The organism is Amycolatopsis halotolerans (genome assembly GCF_042647905.1).
GTDB lineage: Bacteria > Actinomycetota > Actinomycetes > Mycobacteriales > Pseudonocardiaceae > Amycolatopsis > Amycolatopsis halotolerans.
Map to the genome: position 1 here is coordinate 13387 of NZ_JBHRWI010000053.1, position 19697 is coordinate 33083.

19 protein-coding genes are annotated in these 19697 nt (G+C 69.7%); 12 read left to right on the forward strand and 7 right to left on the reverse strand.

Annotated elements, in window-relative coordinates:
- Both ACFORO_RS36340 and ACFORO_RS36345 read right to left on the reverse strand, forming a co-directional pair.
- Positions 1-405 (reverse strand): SRPBCC family protein, encoded by a 405-nt coding sequence (locus ACFORO_RS36340; protein ID WP_377876382.1) that lies wholly within the window; start codon positions 403-405, stop codon positions 1-3.
- Positions 402-719, reverse strand: coding sequence for an ArsR/SmtB family transcription factor (locus ACFORO_RS36345; RefSeq protein WP_354750470.1), 318 nt, complete (start codon positions 717-719; stop codon positions 402-404). Before ACFORO_RS36345 ends, ACFORO_RS36340 begins: the two co-directional genes overlap by 4 nt.
- A gap of 105 nt (positions 720-824) precedes the next feature.
- Here ACFORO_RS36345 and ACFORO_RS36350 point away from each other — a divergent pair, with 105 nt between their 5' ends.
- Positions 825-1898 (forward strand): hypothetical protein, encoded by a 1074-nt coding sequence (locus tag ACFORO_RS36350; RefSeq protein ID WP_377876379.1) that lies wholly within the window; start codon positions 825-827, stop codon positions 1896-1898.
- A 113-nt stretch (positions 1899-2011) separates the two neighbouring features.
- Positions 2012-2737 (forward strand): S1 family peptidase, encoded by a 726-nt coding sequence (locus tag ACFORO_RS36355; RefSeq protein ID WP_377876377.1) that lies wholly within the window; start codon positions 2012-2014, stop codon positions 2735-2737.
- Here ACFORO_RS36355 and ACFORO_RS36360 read toward each other — a convergent pair.
- On the reverse strand, positions 2727-3809 hold the full coding sequence (locus tag ACFORO_RS36360; protein ID WP_377876375.1) for an ROK family transcriptional regulator: 1083 nt from the start codon (positions 3807-3809) through the stop codon (positions 2727-2729). The genes ACFORO_RS36355 and ACFORO_RS36360 overlap by 11 nt on opposite strands.
- A gap of 101 nt (positions 3810-3910) precedes the next feature.
- On the opposite strand from ACFORO_RS36360, the gene ACFORO_RS36365 reads away from it, so the two are divergent.
- The 5 genes from ACFORO_RS36365 (at position 3911) to ACFORO_RS36385 (ending at position 7961) form a co-directional block, all read left to right on the forward strand.
- Positions 3911-5182: a YbiU family protein gene (locus ACFORO_RS36365; protein WP_377876373.1), complete on the forward strand. Its 1272-nt coding sequence runs from the start codon at positions 3911-3913 to the stop codon at positions 5180-5182.
- Between the two features lie 162 nt (positions 5183-5344).
- The gene (locus ACFORO_RS36370; protein WP_354750465.1) at positions 5345-5482 is read left to right on the forward strand and encodes a lasso RiPP family leader peptide-containing protein; all 138 of its coding nucleotides are present in this window, start codon (positions 5345-5347) and stop codon (positions 5480-5482) included.
- Between the two features lie 16 nt (positions 5483-5498).
- Positions 5499-7292 (forward strand): asparagine synthase-related protein, encoded by a 1794-nt coding sequence (locus tag ACFORO_RS36375; RefSeq protein WP_377876369.1) that lies wholly within the window; start codon positions 5499-5501, stop codon positions 7290-7292.
- Complete coding sequence (locus ACFORO_RS36380; RefSeq protein ID WP_377876367.1) at positions 7276-7527, forward strand: lasso peptide biosynthesis PqqD family chaperone; 252 nt, start codon at positions 7276-7278, stop codon at positions 7525-7527. The genes ACFORO_RS36375 and ACFORO_RS36380 overlap by 17 nt, the downstream gene beginning before the upstream one ends.
- Positions 7524-7961 carry a lasso peptide biosynthesis B2 protein gene (locus ACFORO_RS36385; protein WP_354750462.1) on the forward strand — a complete coding sequence of 146 codons (438 nt, stop codon included), beginning with the start codon at positions 7524-7526 and terminating at the stop codon, positions 7959-7961. Before ACFORO_RS36380 ends, ACFORO_RS36385 begins: the two co-directional genes overlap by 4 nt.
- Here the strand turns inward: ACFORO_RS36385 and ACFORO_RS36390 are convergent.
- Positions 7904-8803, reverse strand: coding sequence for a LysR family transcriptional regulator (locus ACFORO_RS36390; protein ID WP_377876365.1), 900 nt, complete (start codon positions 8801-8803; stop codon positions 7904-7906). The two genes, ACFORO_RS36385 and ACFORO_RS36390, sit on opposite strands and share 58 nt — an antisense overlap.
- A 71-nt stretch (positions 8804-8874) precedes the next feature.
- On the opposite strand from ACFORO_RS36390, the gene ACFORO_RS36395 reads away from it, so the two are divergent.
- Complete coding sequence (locus ACFORO_RS36395) at positions 8875-10659, forward strand: gamma-glutamyltransferase family protein (RefSeq protein WP_377876363.1); 1785 nt, start codon at positions 8875-8877, stop codon at positions 10657-10659.
- A 142-nt stretch (positions 10660-10801) separates the two neighbouring features.
- Complete coding sequence (locus tag ACFORO_RS36400) at positions 10802-13354, forward strand: glutaminase domain-containing protein (RefSeq protein ID WP_377876361.1); 2553 nt, start codon at positions 10802-10804, stop codon at positions 13352-13354.
- Positions 13355-13420: 66 nt separating this feature from the next.
- Here ACFORO_RS36400 and ACFORO_RS36405 read toward each other — a convergent pair whose 3' ends face one another.
- Complete coding sequence (locus tag ACFORO_RS36405; RefSeq protein WP_377876359.1) at positions 13421-14920, reverse strand: acyl-CoA synthetase; 1500 nt, start codon at positions 14918-14920, stop codon at positions 13421-13423.
- 84 nt (positions 14921-15004) lie between these two features.
- Between ACFORO_RS36405 and ACFORO_RS36410 the strand changes: the two genes are divergently transcribed.
- Positions 15005-15667, forward strand: coding sequence for a TetR/AcrR family transcriptional regulator (locus ACFORO_RS36410; protein ID WP_377876357.1), 663 nt, complete (start codon positions 15005-15007; stop codon positions 15665-15667).
- Here ACFORO_RS36410 and ACFORO_RS36415 read toward each other — a convergent pair.
- Both ACFORO_RS36415 and ACFORO_RS36420 read right to left on the reverse strand, forming a co-directional pair.
- Positions 15654-17228 (reverse strand): succinic semialdehyde dehydrogenase, encoded by a 1575-nt coding sequence (locus ACFORO_RS36415; protein ID WP_377876355.1) that lies wholly within the window; start codon positions 17226-17228, stop codon positions 15654-15656. The genes ACFORO_RS36410 and ACFORO_RS36415 overlap by 14 nt on opposite strands.
- Positions 17229-17244: 16 nt before the next feature.
- Entirely contained in the window at positions 17245-18873 is a 1629-nt protein-coding gene (locus tag ACFORO_RS36420) for a GMC family oxidoreductase (protein WP_377876353.1), read from the reverse strand.
- 161 nt (positions 18874-19034) lie between these two features.
- On the opposite strand from ACFORO_RS36420, the gene ACFORO_RS36425 reads away from it, so the two are divergent.
- Positions 19035-19235 carry a hypothetical protein gene (locus ACFORO_RS36425; protein WP_377876351.1) on the forward strand — a complete coding sequence of 67 codons (201 nt, stop codon included), beginning with the start codon at positions 19035-19037 and terminating at the stop codon, positions 19233-19235.
- Between the two features lie 250 nt (positions 19236-19485).
- On the forward strand, positions 19486-19695 hold the full coding sequence (locus ACFORO_RS36430) for a CbtB domain-containing protein (protein WP_043827060.1): 210 nt from the start codon (positions 19486-19488) through the stop codon (positions 19693-19695).
- The last annotated feature ends 2 nt before the right edge of the window (positions 19696-19697 follow it).

The window sequence follows — 19697 nt, forward strand, 5'->3', positions numbered from 1 at the left end:
TCAGCCCAGGTCCAGCTTCGCCAGTCGCGGCAGCACGCCGTCGCGCCAGCCGGGGCCCATCCGCTCGCACGCGTCGGCCTGGCGTTTGTCGTCGAGGTCGAAGCCGGAATGGTTCAGCAGGAGCCGGGTGCCCTGGCCTTCGGCGACGAGCGTCCAGGTGAGGGTCCAGTCGCCGTTGAAGGTGTAGACGAACTTCGACGGCGGCTCGGATTCGATTACCCGGCAAGGGATCGAGCCGAACCCGGGCATCTCCAAATGAAACTCGTGGCCGACGTCCGGGCCGACGTCGCCGGGTGCCCACCACTTCGCGTGCAGTTCGGGGTCGGTGAGCGCGAGCCAGACCTTTTCCGGGGCGGCGGCGATGAACTGATCGACCGAGATGCTGCCGATGCGGGCGTACGTCACGGGGTTTCCTCCTCGTTTTCCAGCAGGTCGGCCATGGTGCGCAAGCGGCTGCGCCAGAACCGCTCGAACGGGTGCAGCCATTCGCCGACCTGCTCCAGCGGGTCGCTTTCCAAGTGGTAAAAACGTTGCCGCCCCACGGCTTCGTCGCGGACCAAGGCGGCGTCCCGCAGCACTTTGAGGTGCTCGGCCACCGCCGGGCGGCTCAGCTCGAACCGCGCCGCGAGGTCGCCCGCGGTGTGCGGGCCGTCCGCCAGGATCTCGAGCAGACGCCGGCGGACGGGGCTGGCGAGAGCGAGGAAGACGTCGTCGGGCATGACGCTACGTTACGTCGGAAGTTTCCGACATGTCAACCAGCGGGACCCTGGGCGGTGATCGGTAACGTCCGTTGACCTGGGGGATATCCACCCAGTATGACGCTTATGTCGAATTCCCGAGTTCGAAGACTGGCGGCCTCCGTTGTCCTCGCCGCGCTGACTGTGACGACTGGGGTCGCCGCTCCGGCGATGGCGACGGCGGCCCCGATTGCCGCTGTGGCGCAGACGCCGGAGGAGCTGCGCACGAACGCGGCCGCTGTCGTCGGGCTCGCGATCACGCCGGAACTGCTGGGACTCAGCGAGCGAGACTTCGTGCACGAGATCTACCTGGCCGCGCAGCGGCAGGGAGACGTTGCTGAGGAAGTTCAGTGGGAGGCGGACTACGCCTACAGCCACGGGACGACGTCGCTGTTCCTCGCCACCCGGATTTATCTGGCACACCAACGGGATCTGGACCGGGAGGCGCTTTACCAGGCCCGGCGCACGGAACGGCAGCCCGCTGCAGCGCTGCTCGGTTTCGAGCTGACTCGGATGCTGCTGAGCCAGGAGGATCCGAATTTCGTTTTCGCGTTGTGGGAGCACGCTCCCCGGGATTCGTTCGTACGGGCGGCCGCGGCGGCCGCCGTCAAGGGAACTCCGGAGGAGAAGAAGGAGTTCATCGTGCACGGCATCTTCGTCGAGCATCAGCGCGACGTGGACGCCGCGAAGGAGGCGGCGGAAAAGGAAGCCGCGGAGAAGAAACTCCGCGACGCCCGGGTAAAGGCGGCCGCCGTCGTGGGCATGGACCCGGGGTTGGCCGCGGGGTGGACGGACGAAGATTTCGTGCGGGACATCTTGTATCGCTTCGCAGTTCCCAATTCCGAGATGTGGATCGCGGCGTACTCCTGCGAGACGCCGGAACAGCGGCGGGCGTTCATCGACACCGGCATCTTCGAGGCCGCGGCGAAGGACAAGCTGAACGACATGAAGGCGCGTGCGGCCGCGGTTGTCGGTGTCGACGCCGGCTACGCCAGGTATCTCGAGGAGGGGCCGCTGGTCCGGGAGATCTGGACTCGCTCGACGCCGGGCAGCCACGTCCAGGCAGCTGCTCGCCGGGCGATGGACAGCCAGTCTCCGGCTGAATGGCGGGCATTCCTGGAGACGGGGATATTCGTGGCTCAGGCCGCGGACAAGTCCTGAATCGGTGCGCCTCGTGAGCGGTGATTCCGGAATCGCCGCTCACGAGGCGCAACCACTCGCCAGCTGCCGCGTCTTGATGGTGTAACGCCAGCTGCCGAAGGGATGTCCTGATCATGCTGCTCCGCCGGTTGGCCGTCCTGGCCCCAGTCGCCGCACTGGCCGCCGTCGCGGTAGCGACCCCGGCGTCGGCCGTGATCGGCGGTTCGGTCAGCGGCTACGGCCCGTGGGCGGTGCGGATGCTCGTCGACGGCAAGCCCGAGTGCACCGCCACCGCGATCAGCCGCGAGTGGATCATCGGTGCCGACCACTGCTTCACCGAGGCGGCCGAACCCATCGCGGACTCCCGGATCGAGTTCCGCGTGGGCAATCTCGACCAGCGGCTCGGCACTGTCGTCCGGCCGGTGCCGGGCGGCCGCAACAATCACACGCTGGCCGACATGATGCTGATCAAGGTCGCCCCGATGACCATCACCCCGGCGAAGCTGCCAAGCGCGGGACCGGTGCGGCCGGGCGAGACTGTTCGTCAGCTCGGCTGGGGCGCGACTTGCACCGGCGACGAGAACAGCTGCCAATCCGACGTGCTCAAGCAGGTGGACGCGAAGGTCATCGACCCCGACGACCAGCGCTGCGAAGGCATGACCATCTCCGGCGGCACCGATTTCTGCGCGCTGACCACGACCGGCGTCACGGCGGGCGGAGACTCCGGCGGACCGGTCATGTCCACCACAGATCGCGACACGATCGTGGGAGTCACCAGCAAATCCGACCGCAGCAGCGTCGCGGCCGACGGGGATGTGTTCGGTCAGCTGGACTGGATCAAGAAGACCATCAAGGGCTGAGAACGGCGCTCCGCAGGGCACGCACGGCTTCGTCGCGTGCGCCGGTGAGGGCGGGGGAGTCCGTGGCGTGCGGGGCGCGAAGCGGGACGTTACGCGGCAGTCGCGCGAAGCGGGCCGACACCGCGTCGAGCACGGCGGGGCCCCACGGTCCGCCCAGGACGATCAGCTCCGGGTCGGCCACGGTGACCAAAGCCAGGAGCACGCCGCAGATCGCCTCGGCGAGGGTGTCGAGGACGTCGTCGGATTTGATCGCGCACAGCAGGGCGTCGACGTCGATTGTGGTCGAATCCGGTTGGCGCACCCCGAGATCCGCGAAGACGTCGATGAAAGCCAGCGCCTGACCGTCCGCGCCGCGGGTGAGGACGTGCGCGATTTCTCCGGCGAAACCGGCGTGTCCCCGGCGCACTTCGCCGTCGGCGACCACCGCGCAGCCGAGTCCTTCGCCGAGGAAGAGGTAGGCGAAATCGTCGGCGGCCTGTTCGGTGCGGGCAGCCCAGTTCACGTCGTTGTCGACCGTGACCGGACCCGCGACGAGCGGCGCGAGGACGTCGGCGGGGGAGAGTTCGCCGAGCAGGAACGGGGAATCGGGCAGGTGAACCAGCTTCCCGGTGGCGCGGTCGACCGGATCGGCGGCGCTGACGACCGCGAGCCGCAGCGGTCCGGCGTCGTCGGCGACCTGTGTCGCGGCCTTGCGCAATGCCTGAGCAACCTTCCGCGGACGCACGGGTCGGCCGAGGTCTTCGACGTGCCGGGCTAGCACCTCGCCGAAAACATCGACGGCTTCGGCGACCGCGCCGTCGTGGGCGATGCTCACGACCAAGGCCGTGCCGAGGTCGTCGGCCAGCGCGTAGTAGGTGCCGACGCGGCCGCGGCCGGTGGTGCGTTCGCCGGTGTCGCGCAGCAGCCCGGCCTCGGCGAGCCGGGCGACGCTGTCGCCGACCGCGGGCTTGGAAATGCCGGTGCGGGCGGCGATTTGCGCGCGCGTGAGCTGCCGCTGCGCGAGGAGCGCCCGCAGCACGTGCTCGTCGGTCAGCGACCGGAGCAGGTCGAGGGAGGGCTTGGCCGGGGTCACCGGCGGGAGTGTAGCCGATTTAGTCAGGAGTGTTGCCTGAATCGGCGCGGGCGCCCTACCGTCGGTTCAGTAAGGAGCCCTTCCTGAATGGAGCGAGCGCTATGCAGCTTCCCCCGTTGCCGCACTGGGAGACGACGCCGGACGACCTTCCGGCCGCGATTCGCGAGATCAAAGCCGCGCTGCGGGCGCGGATCGAGGCGTCCGGGCGCACCGTGGAAGAGGTTTTCGCGGTGATCGAGGCGCGCGTCGCCGCCGCGGTCGGGGAGATCGAGGCGGCGAAAGCGCGCGGCGAGGCGATCTGGCCGGAGCTGGACTACGCCGACATCGAGGCGGGCAAGGTCTCCGAAGAAGATCTCGCCCGGCTGAAGCGGCGCGGCTGCCTGGTCGTGCGCGGTCATTTCCCGCGCGAGCAGGCGCTGGACTGGGACGCGGGGATCGTCGGCTACCTCGAGGGCAACCGGTTCTCCGAGAGCTACCGGGGCCCCGGCGACAACTTCTTCGGCAGCCCCGTCGCCAAGGCGGGGATCTACCCGATCTACTGGTCGCCGACGCAAATGGAGGCGCGGCAAAGCGACCGGACGGCGCGCGTGCAAGCGTTCCTCAACGGGCAGTGGCACTCGGAATCCGACGGCGTCCGGTGGTTCGACCCCGGCCGGGATTCGCTGTACCCGGACCGGATCCGCCGCCGCCCGCCGGGCGCGGATTCCGGCGGTCTCCGTCCCCATCTCGACCCGGGCACGCTGGACCTGTGGATGACCGAGGCCTACCAGCGGGCGTTCCGGCATCTGTTCGACGGCACCGTCGAGTCCTACGACCCGTGGGACGCCGCGCACCGCACGGCCGGACCGCAGTTCGAGGGCTCGACGATGTGCTCGGCGTTCCGCACCTTCCAGGGCTGGACCGCGCTGTCCGACATGGAGCACGACCAGGGTGTCCTGCACGCGGTGCCGATCCCGGAGGCGATGGGCTACCTGATGCTGCGGCCGCTGCTGGCCGACGTGCCCGAGGACGACATGTGCGGCGTCACGGTGAACAAGATGTACGCGGCCAGCGAGCAATGGCATTCCTTGCCGCTGCGGGCTTCCAGCGGAATCCCGGACGTGCGGGCTGGCGATTCCGTGTGGTGGCACTGCGATCTGGTCCACAGCGTCGCGCCGGTGGAGAACCAGCGGGGCTGGGGCAATGTCATGTACATCCCGGCCGCGCCGTGGTGCCCGCGCAACGAGGCGTACGCCGGTTCGGTGCGCGAAGCGTTCGAGTCCGGGTCCAGTCCGTCGGACTTCCCCGCCGAGCATTACGAGCGTTCTTGGCCGGACCGGTTCGCGCCCGGGCAGCTGAACGCGGCTGGGCGGCGCGGGCTCGGGATCGGGTGAAAGTGGTCTAGTCCATTCGGGGCAGCGGGCCGGGCGGGTCCGGTACTGCGAGGTAAAGCTGTTGGTACGCACGGGAACTCCCGCCTGTCGCGGCCGGGCGGTGCGTGCCAGTGTCGGGGACGGCGGTCGCAGCGGCTGCCGGAGCCGAACATCGGAGGCATCATGGACGTTCAGGACAAGCAGGTTCGCGAACTGCCCGAATACACGCCGCCCGCGCTGGCCGAGGTCGGCGAGTTCAGCGACGACACCCTCGGCTTCGGGGGCTACCTGTCGGACACGATGGGCTTCTTCGCCTCCTGAGCCGGGACCGCAGCCGATGAGCAGGCCGGGATTCTTCGTGCTGCCCGATCTTCCCGCCGCCGCGGGGATCCGGCGGCCGTGGGCGGACGCGCAGGTGCACGCCCACGCGTCCGGGCGGCCGTGGCTCGTCGGGCGATGGCGTCGCGCCGAGGTGGCGGTGGGGACGGCCGGGCCGGTGCGGCTGGCGGTGATCGGGCATTCCCCGGTCACCGCCGCCCGGCTCGGCGAGCTCGCGGCCCGGGTGTCGGCGCTGTCGGACGTCGACCGGGTCGCCGCCGTGCTGACCGGGTCGTTCCATCTGGTGGCCACTGTGGACGGTGCGGTGCGGATTCAAGGCACCGCGACCGGATTGCGGCGGGTGTTTCATTGCCGGGTGGACGGAGTTCCGGTCGCTGCCGACCGGGCCGATCTCCTTGAGTCCTCAGTGGACGAGGAGGTGCTTGCCGCACGGGTGGCGTGCGGGCTGCAGCTTCCCCCGCCGTTGAATGAACGGCCGTTGTATACGAAGGTTTCTGCTGTGCCGCCGGGCGACTGTCTTCTGTGGACAGACGGACGAGCGCAGGTGAAGCCGTGGTGGCGTCCGCCAGCCGCTCGCGAGTCGCTGGCCCGCGGTGCCGAAGGGGTACGGACCGCGCTGGCTGAGGCGGTCCACTCAGGACCCGGGTCCGCTGATCTGTCCGGCGGCATGGATTCGACGTCGCTGTGTTTCCTGGCCGCCCGGCAGAACCCGGAGTTGCTGACCTTCCGCTGGGCCGAGGCGGAGGCGGGCAACGACGACGCGGAGTTCGCCGCCCGGTCCATCGCCGCGCTGGACCGGGCGGAGCACGTGATCGTCCCGCAGCACGACCTGCCCGCCGTCTTCGCCGATCCGGATCGCCTGGTCGACGCCGACGAACCGTACGCGTTCACCCGATCCGCGGCCAGGATCCGGTTCAGCGCCGAAGCAGTGGCCGCGCGCGGGTCCGAACTCCACCTCGCCGGGCACGGCGGGGACGAACTGTTCAGTCCGCTGCCCGGGTACCTGCACCAATTGCTGCGCAGTCGGCCAATTACCGCGTTGAGCCACGTCCGAGCGCACGCCGCGCTGCGACGGTGGCCGCTCTTCGGGACGATGGCGGGACTTCTCCGGCCGGGCAACACCGCTGACTGGTGGCGGCAGCAGGCCGAGCACCTCTCGGATCCGGTCAGTTCGGCGCGCCGCCCGGTGCTCGGCTGGGGCGTAGCGCCGCTTCGGGCTCAACCATGGATCACCGGCGACGGCCTGGACCTGGCCCGAAAAGCCCTGCACCGCACCGCGAACGAAGCCCGGCCGCTCGGCCGCGACCCCGGCGAACACCAGGCGATGCTCGTCCTGCGCTCGGCCGCCGCGCAGTACCGCTTGACGGCCGGGCTGTACGCCGAGGCCGGGGTCGAGTTGCGGCTGCCGTTCTTCGACGACCGGGTGGTGGAAGCCGTCCTGCGCGTCCGACGGCACGAGCACGCCGACCCGGGCCGCTACAAACCGCTGCTGGCCGAGGCGATGCGGGGGATCGTGCCGGACGTCGTGCTCGGCCGGGCCACCAAGGGCGAGTTCGGTGCGGACATCCGGGAAGGCCTGCGCCGCAACCAGACTGCGATCCTGCGGCTGTTCGAGGATTCCGCACTCGCCGCGCGCGGGCTGCTCGACCTGGACCGGCTGCGGGCCGCCGTGCTCGCGCCGCAACGGGATTACCGCGTGGTCGCCGCCCTGGAACCGCTCATCGGATGTGAGATGTGGCTTCGCGCCGCCGACCGCCCAGCCCCGAGGAGGCTCGATGCGCTTGCACCCTGACGTCACCACCACCGACACCCCGGACGGCACTGTCCTGCTGCACCTGACGACCGGCCGGTACTGGCAGCTCAACGTCACCGGAAGCACGGTGCTGCAAGGGCTTCTCGACGGCAGCGACCCGGAGGGCATCGCGGCGGAACTGGCCTCTCTGCACGGGGTCGACGAGGCTGTGACGCGGAAGGACGTGACCGCGGTGCTCGATCAGTTGCAGTCCGCCGGTTTGGTGACGGCATGACCGCCCCGGTCGCGCTCGCCACCCGTGTCCGCCTGCCGCTGCATCGCCGCCCGTTGCCGCTGCTCGCCGTCGCACTGGCCCGGCCGCTGGCCCGGCTGCGTCCGGCGAAGCTGCGCCGCGTCCTGGAATTCGCCCGCCGGGGAGCTCGGGCAGCCACCACCGACGAGGCGGCCGCGGCCCGCTCAGACGTCGTCTCGGTGAGCCTTCGCTGTGCTGGGCAAGGCTGTCTCCAACGCTCAATCGCCGCCGCGCTCCTCTGTCGCCTCAGGGGTTCCTGGCCCACGTGGTGCACCGGAGTGCGGACGAGCCCGTTCGCCGCGCACGCGTGGATCGAGGCGGACGGCCGTGCGGTAGGGGAGCCGTATCCGGACGGCCACTACGCGCCGATGCTGTCCGTCCCGCCTGAGGCGAGCGTGATGTCCACAAAGGCCTGAGTCGCCGCGGCGATCGGCCCGGACCGGTAGATCAACCACTGCGGGAGCTTCTCCGGCGGCGCGAACCGGAGCACCTCGGCACCGGCTCGGCGGGCGAGATCCGCCCAGCCGTCCGGCATCAGGCTCGCGCCGATCCCGCGCAGCACCATGGGCAGCACAACGCTCCGGTCGCCCACCTCGGCCGCGATCGACAGGTCCGGCACGCTCGCGGCAAGCCGGTCGAAGAACCCGCGCACCGCGGTAGGCGACGTGGTGACGACGAACCGCATACCGCTGAGCGCGGCCCGTTCGACGACCCCGTCCGAACCGATCTCCGTGCCCGGCGGGGCGACCAGCAGCAGTTCCTCGTCCCGCAGGTGATGCGCCGCCAGACCCGGCCCGACCGGGCGGTCCGCGCTCCCGCACACCCCGGCCTCGCAGCGGCCCTGCACCACCATCGCGACCGCCTCGGCCGCCGACAGCGCCGCCGACGTGCTCACCAGAACGCCCGGATACCGCGTGCGCATCTCGGCGATGATGCTGATCACCGGCTCCAGCGCGGACGACGACGTGGCCGCGACGTCGATCCGCCCGGCCGGTCCGTCGCCCGCCATCCGCGCGGCGGCGCGCAGGGCGTCGAGGTCGCGCAGCACCAGCCGGGCGCGTCCGGCGAGCAGTTCGCCGGCGTTCGACAGCACCGCGTTGCGCCCGACCCGGTGGAACAGCTCGACGCCGAGGTCCTGTTCCAGCTTCGAAATCGCCCGCGACAACGACGGCTGCGCCACCCGCAAAGCCCGCGCCGCGTGCGTGAACCCGCCGTGCTCGGCGATCGCGACGAAGTACTCCAGCTGACGGCGTTCCATAGCGACACGCTATCGGACCGGTGCCTCAGATGTCTTTGACGTACCGCCGGCTCGCGCGCGACGATAAGGCCATGGTCCAGACGCGCCCGACGTTGCAGGGCACCTTCGGCATGGTGTCGTCCACCCACTGGCTCGCCTCGGCGGCCGCGATGGCGGTCCTCGAGGACGGCGGCAACGCCTACGACGCCGCGGTCGCGGGCGCGTTCGTGCTGCACGTCGTCGAGCCGCACCTCAACGGTCCCGGCGGCGAGGTGCCGATGATCCTCGCCCCGGCGGGCGGCGCGCCGAAGGTGCTGTGCGGGCAGGGGCCCGCGCCGGCCGGCGCGACGATCGAGCACTACACCTCGCTCGGCCTGGACCTCGTCCCCGGCACCGGCCCGCTCGCCGCCGCGGTGCCCGGCGCGGTCGAGGCGTGGCTGCTCCTGCTGCACGACCACGGCACGAAGTCGCTGCGCGAGGTCCTCAAGTACGCCATTCGCTACGCGGCGGACGGCCACCCGGCGGTGGAGCGCGTCGGCGCGACGGTGGAGACCGTCCGCGAGCTGTTCGAGAACGAATGGACGACGTCGGCCGAGCTGTACTTGCCCGGCGGGATCGCGCCGAAACCCGGTGGGCTGCTGAAGAATCCCGCGCTCGCCGAGACCTGGCGCCGGCTGATCGCGGAAGCGGAGGCGGCTGGGAGCGATCGGGAAGCGCAGATCGAGGCGGCGCGGAAGGCCTGGCGCGAGGGGTTTGTCGCCGAAGCGCTTGCCGCCTTCGCCGCGAAACCGGCGATGGACTCTTCCGGCGAACGGCACGCGGGCACGCTCACTGCCGACGACATCGCCACGTTCCGGCCCACCTACGAGGATCCGGTCACGCACACGTGGAACGGCTGGACTGTCGCGAAAGTCGGCCTGTGGAGCCAAGGCCCGGCGTTTCTGCAGCAGCTCGCGCTGCTGCCGGACGAGCTGGAGTACGCGACGCCGGAGTACTACCACCGGCTCATCGAGGGCACGAAGCTCGCGATGGCCGACCGTGAAGCCTGGTACGGCGACAGCACTGAAGTGCCCATCGAGGCGCTGCTTTCCCGTGAGTACACCGAGACCCGGCGCAAGCTGATCGGCGACCGGGCGTCGTTCGACCTGCGTCCCGGCAGCCCGCAAGGCCGCGAGCCTCAGTTGAGCCGCCACGCGCGGTACGTCGCGGACGGCGGGGTCACCGCGTCGGCGATCGGGGCGGGGGAGCCGACCGTCGCGAAGGACGGCCTGACCCGGGGCGACACGTGCCACCTGGACGTCGTCGACCGCTGGGGCAACATGATCGCCGCGACGCCGAGCGGCGGCTGGCTGCAGTCCAACCCGGTCGTGCCGGAGCTGGGCTTCCCGCTGGGCACCCGGCTGCAGATGGCGTGGCTCGACCCGGGCCTGCCGAACTCGCTCGCGCCGGGCAAACGGCCGCGCACCACGCTTTCGCCGTCGCTCGCGCTGCGCGACGGCGTGCCGGTGCTGGCGTTCGGCACGCCCGGCGGCGACCAGCAGGACCAGTGGAACTTCCACTTCTTCCTCGGGACGGCGCTGCGCGAGAAGGTCCGCGGCGGGCTCGACCTGCAGGGCGCGATCGACGCGCCGAACTGGCACACCGACAGCTTCCCGAGCTCGTTCTACCCGCGCGGCATGGCGGCCGGGAGCGTGACGGTGGAATCGCGGATCGGTGCGGAGGTCATTGCCGCGCTGGAGAGCCGGGGGCATGACGTGACGGTGGGGGAGCCGTGGTCGGAGGGCCGGTTGTGCGCGGTGGCGAGGGATCCTGAGACCGGGGTGCTTTCGGCGGCGGCGAATTCGCGCGGGGAGCAGGGGTACGCCGCCGGGCGGTAGCCGGGAATGACAAGCGCTGTCGGGAAACGGACAGCGCTTGTCAGTGCTTTCGGCAGATTTACAACGTTGTATCGCGGTGCCACACTGAGGCAGCTCGGTTTCTTCTTTCCCGTGTCCGGCATCTGACCGAAAGAAGCTGTCGATGTCCTCCTCCGAACGTCCCCGCGAAGTCAGCCGCCGCGACGCCCTGCGCTGGGCGGGCACCGGCGCGGCCGCGGCCGCCGCGCTCTGGTGCGCTCCGGAACTGGTCCAGTCCACTGCCTCGGCCGCTCCGGCGGGCACGCTGAACCCGCTGCGCCCGCCCGCGACGCCGCTCATCGTGCGCTCGCCGTACCTGTCGACCTGGCAGGCCGCGGACAACCTGCCCGGCGCCTGGTCGACGTTCTGGACCGGGCACATCACCGCGTTGTGCGGGATCGCCCGGATCGACGGCACGGCGTACGCGTTCGCCGGTGCGCCGCAGCTGCCGTCCGGCCCGAGCCTGACGCCGATGTCGCAGAACTCCTTGCAGGTCACCGCGACCCGCTCGATCTACGAACTCACCGGCGGCGGCGTGACCCTCACCGTCACCTTCTTCTCGCCGGTCGACCCCGGCAACCTCCAGCGGCAGTGCGTGCCGTTCGGCTACGTCACCATCGCCGCCGCGAGCACCGACGGCCGGGCGCACGCCGTCTCGCTGCATTTCGACACGTCGGCCGAGTGGCTGCAATGGGATTCGGCCACGCCGGTCGGCTGGCAGCGGCAGGAATCCGGCGGCGTCACGTCGCTGAACGTCCAGGCCGCCTCGCCGGGCGTGCTCGCCGAGGACGGGCACGACCAGCCGCGCTGGGGTTCGCTCGTGGTCGCGGCGCCTTCGTCCGGCGTGACCTGGCAGATCGGGCAGGACACGGTCGTGCGCGCGACGTCGGCGAACGGGGGAGCGCTGCCCGGGACCAGCGACCCGGACCAGCCGCGGGCGATCAGCGACCGCTGGCCCGTCCTCGCGTTCGCCAAAGACCTGGGCACGGTCCAGCCGGGCGCGGCGGCCGATCCGCTGGTGGTGGCGATCGGGCACGTCCGCACGCCCGCCGTCAGCTACCTCGGCGCGCAGCTGGCGCCGTGGTGGACGCACTACTGGTCGTCGTGGCAGGACATGGTCGCCTGGTTCCACGCTGACTACCCGGCCGCACTCGCCGCCGGAATCGTGCTGGACCAGCGGATCGACAACGAAGCGTCCGCCGCCGGCGGCGAGCACTACTCGGCGATCTGCGCGCTCGCGCTGCGTCAAGCGTTCGGCGGCACCGAGCTGGTCGACCGGAACGGCTCGCCGTGGGCGTTCCTGAAGGAGATCTCATCCAGCGGCAACGTGTCCACAGTGGATGTCATCTATCCGGCGCTGCCCGGCTACCTCCACCTCTCGCCGGACTTCGTGCGCTTGTTACTGGAGCCGGTGCTCGACTACGCCGAACGCGGCGGCTGGCCGATGACCTTCTCGGAACACGACATCGGCGCGTCCTATCCGAACGCGGCCGGGCACAACGACGGCAACGAGGAGAGCATGCCGGTCGAGGAATCGGCCAACATGCTCATCATGTCCGCCGCGGTGGCGCAGCGCCTGGATTCCGCGGCGGCGAAGGCTTTCGGCAACGCCCACTACGGAATCCTGCGGCAATGGGCCGAATACCTGGTGGGCAACACCCTCGACCCGGGCAACCAGAACCAGACCGACGACTTCACCGGCTGGATCGCGCACAGCGCCAACCTCGCGTTGAAGGGGATCATCGGCGTCGGAGCGATGGCCGTTCTCGCCGATGTCGTCGGCAATTCCGCCGATGCTTTGCGCTACCGGTCCATTTCGCGTTCTTACATCAGCCAATGGACGACACTGGCCGACGACGGTTCGCACTTGCGGATGGCTTATGACCAGCCGGGCACGTGGAGCCTCAAGTACAACGGCTTCGCGGACCGGTTGCTGGGCCTCGATCTGGTCCCGCTCGGCACCGCCGCACGAGAAGCTGCTTGGTACCAGTCAAAACGAGGTGCGCACGGCGTCCCGCTGGACCTCCGCCACGACTACACGAAAGCCGACTGGGAACTGTGGACGGCCGCCTGGCTGACCGACCACACCGACATCCGCGCGACGCTCGTCGAAGGCGTCTACAGTTTCGCCAACACCACCGGTTCGCGGGTTCCGTTCTCGGATTGGTACTTCGTCGCCGACGCCCGGCAGTCCGGCTTCCAAGCGCGCCCGGTCGCTGCCGGGTACCTCGCTTTGCTGCCGCGGCCTGCTGCTTCGACGACTTCGTGGCGGCGGATCCAGAACCAGCGGTCCGGGAAGCTCCTTGCGGTGCGGGACATGTCGCTTTCGGACACTGCCGACGTGACGCAATGGCAGGACAACGGCACGGTCGATCACGTGTGGACAGTCGTGGACAGCGGCGACGGGACCGTCCGGATCATGAACCGCAACAGCGGCAAGGTGCTGGCAGTGCACGACCAGAGCCTGGACAACGGCGCCCACGTGCAGCAGTTCCAGGACAACGGAACGCCGGATCACCTGTGGCGCATCGTCGACGCGGGCGGTGGCTGGTGGAAGCTGCGGAATGTCCACAGCGGAAAGGTGATGGCGGTCGATCAGCAGTCCACTGCGGACGGTGCACAGGTGACGCAGTGGGACGACAACGGGACGCCGGACCACTTGTGGCGGTTCATCTGATCCTGGCGACGTGCCGTGAGGGGAACCCTGAGGGAATCAGAGTCCCTCAGGGTTCCCCTCACGGCCCTACCGGGAGACCGATGCGGCGGAGTCGGTGTACCGGGCGCGAAGTTCGCGTTTCAGCAGCTTCCCCGTGGCATTGCGAGGAAGCTCGGCGACCACCTCGACCCGGCGGGGACACTTGAACGCGGCGATCCTTTCCCGGCAATAAGCGATCACCGCGTCCCCGTCGAGCGAGTCGTCGGCCGGAACGACCACCGCGATCACGGTTTCTCCCCACTGCGGATCCGGCGCGCCGATCACCGCGACGTCGGCGATGCCCGGATGCCGGTGCAGCACCTGCTCGACCTCGATCGGATAGACATTCTCGCCGCCGGAAATGATCATGTCCTTCTTGCGGTCGACCAAAGTCACGAAGCCGTCCGCGTCGCAGCGGGCGAGGTCGCCGGAATGGAACCAGCCGCCGCGCATGGTTTCGGCGCTCGCTTCGGGCAGGCCCCAATAGCCGGCGAAGACGTTCGGGCCGCGCAGTACCAGTTCGCCGACCGTTCCGGTCGGGACGTCGTCGTCGCGTTCGTCCACGATCCGCGCCTCGACGTGCAGGAAAGGCCGTCCGACGGACCCGGCGTGCGAGCGCACGAACGCCGATTCCAGCACCAGCGCGGCGGGGGAGAGTTCGGTCATCCCGAAACCCTCCACAAAGGTCAGTCCCTTGCCCTCGTAGAACTCGATCACCGGAAGCGGGCACGGCGCCCCGCCGCACAGCAGGTAGCGCAGGCGCGACAGGTCGTAGGAATCGAAGTCCGGGACTTGCGTCATCGCAGCCCACATCGCGGGCACCATGAAATGGACGGTGACCTGCTCCCGCTGGATCAGCGCGAGTGTCTGTTGTGGATCGAACTTGCCCGCGACCACCACGGTGCCGCCCGCGTACAGCAAAGGCAGGGTGAACAGCGCGAGCCCGCCGATGTGGAAGAGCGGGGCGACCGTCAGCGTGATGTCGGACGGGAGCAAGCCTTCTCCCGAGGTGAGCACGTTGATCGCGTTCGCCTCCAGGTTGCCGTGGGTGAGCATGGCGCCCTTGGGCCGCCCGGTGGTGCCGGACGTGTACATCAGCACCGCGACGTCGTCCGCCCCGGTCGGTTCGGGTTCGACTCGGTCCTCGGTCGTGCCGAGCTCGCTGTTGTTGACCAGCGCCCGGCCACCGGAGGCTTCCTGCGCGAGCGCGGCGAAGGTGTCGTCGTGCACCACGACCACCGGCCGGGCGTCCTCGAGGAGGTACTCGACTTCAGCCGCCGCGAGCCGGAAATTGATCGGCAGCGTGATCGCGCCGAGCCAGGCGACCGCGAAGAGCGTTTCGAGGTAGCCAGTGGAATTCAGGCCCAGCAAAGCGACCCGGTCGCCCTTGCGCACGCCCAGCTCGCGCAGCGCCGCCGCCCGCCGCGCGACCCGCTGTTCGAGCTCGGCGTACGTGATCCGCTCGCCGGTCTCCGCGGCCACGAGCGCGACCGCCTCCGGGGTGACGGTGCCGCGCCGGGCAATCCACTGCGCCAAGCTCGATGCCATGCCGAGACTCATTCGTCGCCGGGGACCAGGACGAAGGTAACCGTACGGACGGTCAGTGGTCAAACCTTCGGCTACAGTGGGCCGATGCCACCCAAAGGCCGCGCCGGGGACATCCTGGCGACGTTCACCCGCTACGTCGCCGAACGCGGATACGACGCCGCGAACTTCTCCGACATCGCCGGCGAGCTGGGGCTGTCGAAGGGCACCATCGTGCACCACTTCGGCACGAAGGACCGGTTGCTCGCCGCGCTGCACGAGTCGTACATGCGCCGCAGGCTCGCCGAGGCCGCGCTGATCCGCGAACGCCTCGCGACGCCGACCCAGCAGCTGGCCGGGCTGCTGTACGCGTTCGTGCTGTACCAGGTGGTGGACCGGGAGGCGACTGTCGCGTTCCAGCGCGAGGTCGTCCGGCTCGCCGACCACGAGGCGATGGCGCAGGGCCGCCGGATGCGCGCGGAATACCTCGACCTGGTGCGAGCGGTGCTGTCCGACGGGGTCGCGTCGGGGGAGTTCCGCTCGTGCGACGTCGAGGTGCGGAGCCTGCTGATCTTCGGCTCGGCGCAATGGGCGTGGACGTGGTTCGACCCGGACGGCCCGGTGTCGGCCGAGGAGGTGGGCGCGCAGCTGGTCGATTTGGTCCTGGGCGGACTGGTGACGCGGCGGACCCGGCTCAGCGGACTGGCCGAAGCGGACGGAAAGGTGGTCCGGGCAGTGCGTCAGTCCATTGCGGACATCACCGGATCCTGAGCCGCCGCATCATCTTCAGTCCGGAGAGCATTCCTTCCACGTACTTCTCGTACTTCTGTCCCGGCCGCGGGCTCATCACCGGCTTCTTCAGCACTGCCAGGTTCTGCACATCGGTGTACTTCAGCAGCCCCTGGTCCCCGTGCCGGGCGCCGACTCCGGACGTCTTCACCCCGCCGGAAGGCGTCCCCTTGGCGGCGTACGCCGTCGCCAGGCTGTCGTTCACGTTGACATTGCCCGTCTCCAGCCGGGCGGCCACCGCGGAAGCCGCGCGAATGTCCTTGCCCCACACCGAAGCGTTCAGCCCGTAGTCGGTGTCATTCGCCAGTTCGACGGCCTCGTCCACCGTCCGGTACCGATGCAGCGCCACGACCGGGCCGAACGTTTCGGTGACCCCGCACAGCATGTCCTTCGTGACGCCTTCCAGAACGGTCGGCTCGAAGAACGCCGGGCCGAGGTCCGGCCGGGGACGCCCGCCGCACAACACGGTGGCTCCCTTGGCGACCGCATCGTCCACATGGGACTTGACCCGGTTCATGTGGTCCACCGAAACCAGCGAACCCATTTCCGGGCCGAAGTCGTAAGCCGCCCGCACATCGAGTGAAGCAGCCTTGGCGGCAAAGGCTTCCTTGAATTCCTCGTAGCGCGACTCCGGCAGGTAGATCCGCTCGATGTGCATGCAGATCTGCCCGGTGTTGCCGAACGCGCCGAACACCGCGCCCGGCACCGCGTCGGCGAAATCGGCGTCCGGCAGCACGATCATCGGGTTCTTGCCGCCGAGTTCGAGGCAGCAGCCGATCAGGTTCCGGCCCGCCTGTTCGCCGATCACCTTGCCGGTGGCGGTGGAGCCGGTGAACATCACGTAGTTGGCCTGGTCGATGAGCGTCGGGCCGACGTCCGGACCCTCGCCGCACACGACCTGGAACAGGCCCTTCGGCAAACCCGCTTCTTCCAGCAACTGCACGCCGTACAGCGGCGAAAGCGCGGTCTTGTTGTCCGGCTTCAACACGACCGCGTTGCCCGCCATCAGTGCCGGAATGGCGTCGGAAATACCGGTGGCGAACGGGAAATTCCACGGCGCGATGATCCCGACCACGCCCTTGGGCACCCGGATCTCGGTCGACGACGACACCAGCGGCACCGGTCCGCCGCGCCGTGTCGGAGCGAGCAATTTGGGCGCCCGGCGGAGGTAATGGCTCATGATCATCGGCGGATCGCACGTTTCCTCGATCGCCATCCGCCGGTTCTTGCCGCTTTCGACCTGGATGAGGTCGGCGATCGTCCGCGCGCGGTCGATGAAGAGCGAGTGCGCCCGCTGGAACACCGCGAGCCGCTGCTTGAGCGGCGTCGCGGCCCATTTCGCCTGCGCCGTTCGCGCGGTGGCGAACGCCTGCTCGATGTCGGCGGGCGTCGACTGCGGCAGCTCCACCAGGATGTCGCCGGTGTAGACCTCGGTGAGCGGCCACACCGCGCCGCCCGTACCCGGCACGCGCGCGACGAGCCGCCGGAGGAACTCGTCGGTCGCCGAGGCCGGACGAGTGGGCCGGACCGGGGTGACGGTCATGGTCTTCCGCTCCTTCTCAGTTGCCGGAAAGAACCAGCTGCGCGCCCATTTCGCCGATCATGATGCAGGGCGCGTTGGTGTTGCCGCCGGTGATCGACGGCATGATCGAGGCGTCGCAGACCCGGAGCCCGTCCACGCCGCGCACCTTGAGGTCCGGCCCGACGACGGCGAGGTCGTCCACGCCCATCCGGCAGGTGCCGACGCCGTGGTACACCGACGTCGCGCGGTTGAGGATCGCGTCGCGCAGTTCCTGGCCGCGCACCTGCTTGCCCGGGTGGATCTCCTCGTTGATCGAGCCCTTGAACGCCTTCGACGCGAAGATCTCGCGCACCATCTCGGACCCCTCGCCGAGGACTTCGAGGTCAGCCGGGTCGGAGAGGTACTGCGGGTCGATGAGCGGCGTCGCGGCCGGGTCCGCCGAAGCGAGCCGGATCGTGCCGCGGCTCTTCGGGTAGATCAGCGTGGTGAGGACGGTCAGCGCCGGCCGCTTGTCGACCGGATGCCGGATCGGCGCGTCCTGGTTCGGCGACACGTACGCCCACGGCAGCAGGTGCAGCTGCAGGTCCGGCACCGTGGTGGCCTGCGACGTCTTGAGGAACGCGAGCGCCTCGAACACCGAGTTCGCCAGGAACGTCGAACCCGGCTTGAGCAGCTCGCGGGCCATCCCGCGGGCGAAATACGGCGCGGTGCCCTTGTTCTTGCACGACGACACCTGGAACGTCAGCGCGTGGAACATGTGGTCGTGCAGGTTGTCGCCGACCGGCAGATCCGCGAGCACGTCGATGCCGTGCTCCTTGAGGTGCTCGGCGTGCCCGATCCCGGACAGCATCAGCAGCTGCGGCGACCCGACGAACCCGGCGGCGAGGATGACCTCCTTGCCCGCGCGGATCGTGCGACGCTTGCCGCCCGCGTCGGTCACCTCGACGCCGGTCGCGCGGCCATTCTCGATCACCACTTTCCGCACGAACACGCGGGACTGGATCTCGAGCGTCCGGGGCGCGAGGTGGTGCAGGTAGCCGCGCGAGGCGCTGTAGCGCAGGCCGTCGGCAGCGTTCTGCTGCATCCGGCTGACGCCCTCCTGCGATTCGCCGTTGTAGTCGTCGATGATGTCGCAGCCGATCGCGTCGGCCGTCGCGTCGAGGAACTGCAGCGTGCCTTCCTGCGGGATCTTGTTGCGGGTGATCTTGATCGGCCCGCCCGCGCCGCGGAAGGCGTTCTCGCCGTCCTCGAAGTCCTCCATGCGCTTGTACGCGGCGTTGACGCCGTCGGCGTCCCAGCCGGTGTTGCCCTCCGCCGCCCAGGAGTCGAAATTCGCCCGGTTGCCGCGGACGTAGACCATCCCGTTGACCGAACTGGAGCCGCCGAGCACCTTCCCGCGCGGCACCGGCATGCGCCGATCGAGAACATGTTTCTGTGGGACCGAGTAGAACCCCCAGTCGCTCGTCTTCTTCAACTGGGGCACCGCGTGCAGCGGGGCGACCAGCCCCGGCTTGCGCAACAGCAGCTGCTCGTCGCTCTTGCCCGCCTCAAGCACGATCACGCTGGCCCCGGACTCCGCGAGCCGTCCCGCGACGGCAGCTCCCGAGCTGCCCGACCCGACGACCACGTAGTCGGCTTCGTTGCTCCGGGCCACCCTGGCTGCCATGTCCGCTCCTCGTCCCGCGCACCGCCGAAACTATAACCTGTTCTAGTTCAGGCACGGTATAGCTTTCCCGCTCGGCGCGCAACGCTTCACGCGCCGACGGGGAGACGACGCTCGATCTGCGGGGGCTGCATCTGACGGGGGTCGGCGGTCTCGAGAAGCTGGTGCTCGACGAGAACTTCCCGCGAGCGCTGCCGGAGCGGACCCGGGCGATGACCGGCCTCCGGATTCTCGAGGCGGACGGGAACCGGCTCGCCGTAGGAGATCCGTCGCTGCTGCGAGAAGCCCGGCGCGACTGCCGAATGACCCGCACCGCAAGCGCGTTCTGCCCGGAGCACCTGGCCTTCTACCGCAACCCCGCGTGAGCGGCCCTGCTCCGTTCGGTGCGACCCCGCGCACACCGGCTGGGCGAACCAGGCGATAAGCGACACGTCGGACCCCCGGGCGATTGACGACCGGCCGGACACCGCCGTAGCGTGCTGCTCGCGCGACGGCTTCCCGAAGCCGGTGAGATTCCGGCACGGTCGCGCCACTGTGTGCCCATCCCGGGCGAGTCAGGTCGAGGAGCCGTCGTCAGGTCCACCCGCAAGGGACGCGTCATCCCGAAGGAGAGCCATGGCCACCATTCCGGCCGACCGGTCCACCCCGGTCGTCTTGCCCGTGTCGAAAGCCGCTTTGCTGCTCGGCGCGACCGTCGTCGGCGCGCTGCTGCTGTACTACTTCATCGGCGTCGACCAAGGCGCGGTCTCGATCTTCGGCAGCGACACGCACGTGCACGAGTTCGTCCACGACGCGCGGCACTTCCTCGGCTTCCCCTGCCACTGACG

Coding starts and splice junctions, on each gene's coding strand:
- ACFORO_RS36420 (WP_377876353.1), bottom strand. CDS start 18,873: ATGGCAGCCAGGGTGGCCCGGAGCAACGAAGCCGACTACGTGGTCGTC.
- ACFORO_RS36385 (WP_354750462.1), top strand. CDS start 7,524: ATGACCGCCCCGGTCGCGCTCGCCACCCGTGTCCGCCTGCCGCTGCAT.
- ACFORO_RS36380 (WP_377876367.1), top strand. CDS start 7,276: ATGCGCTTGCACCCTGACGTCACCACCACCGACACCCCGGACGGCACT.
- ACFORO_RS36390 (WP_377876365.1), bottom strand. CDS start 8,803: ATGGAACGCCGTCAGCTGGAGTACTTCGTCGCGATCGCCGAGCACGGC.
- ACFORO_RS36395 (WP_377876363.1), top strand. CDS start 8,875: ATGGTCCAGACGCGCCCGACGTTGCAGGGCACCTTCGGCATGGTGTCG.
- ACFORO_RS36365 (WP_377876373.1), top strand. CDS start 3,911: ATGCAGCTTCCCCCGTTGCCGCACTGGGAGACGACGCCGGACGACCTT.
- ACFORO_RS36345 (WP_354750470.1), bottom strand. CDS start 719: ATGCCCGACGACGTCTTCCTCGCTCTCGCCAGCCCCGTCCGCCGGCGT.
- ACFORO_RS36410 (WP_377876357.1), top strand. CDS start 15,005: ATGCCACCCAAAGGCCGCGCCGGGGACATCCTGGCGACGTTCACCCGC.
- ACFORO_RS36430 (WP_043827060.1), top strand. CDS start 19,486: ATGGCCACCATTCCGGCCGACCGGTCCACCCCGGTCGTCTTGCCCGTG.
- ACFORO_RS36370 (WP_354750465.1), top strand. CDS start 5,345: ATGGACGTTCAGGACAAGCAGGTTCGCGAACTGCCCGAATACACGCCG.
- ACFORO_RS36405 (WP_377876359.1), bottom strand. CDS start 14,920: ATGGCATCGAGCTTGGCGCAGTGGATTGCCCGGCGCGGCACCGTCACC.
- ACFORO_RS36350 (WP_377876379.1), top strand. CDS start 825: ATGTCGAATTCCCGAGTTCGAAGACTGGCGGCCTCCGTTGTCCTCGCC.
- ACFORO_RS36375 (WP_377876369.1), top strand. CDS start 5,499: ATGAGCAGGCCGGGATTCTTCGTGCTGCCCGATCTTCCCGCCGCCGCG.
- ACFORO_RS36415 (WP_377876355.1), bottom strand. CDS start 17,228: ATGACCGTCACCCCGGTCCGGCCCACTCGTCCGGCCTCGGCGACCGAC.
- ACFORO_RS36355 (WP_377876377.1), top strand. CDS start 2,012: ATGCTGCTCCGCCGGTTGGCCGTCCTGGCCCCAGTCGCCGCACTGGCC.
- ACFORO_RS36400 (WP_377876361.1), top strand. CDS start 10,802: ATGTCCTCCTCCGAACGTCCCCGCGAAGTCAGCCGCCGCGACGCCCTG.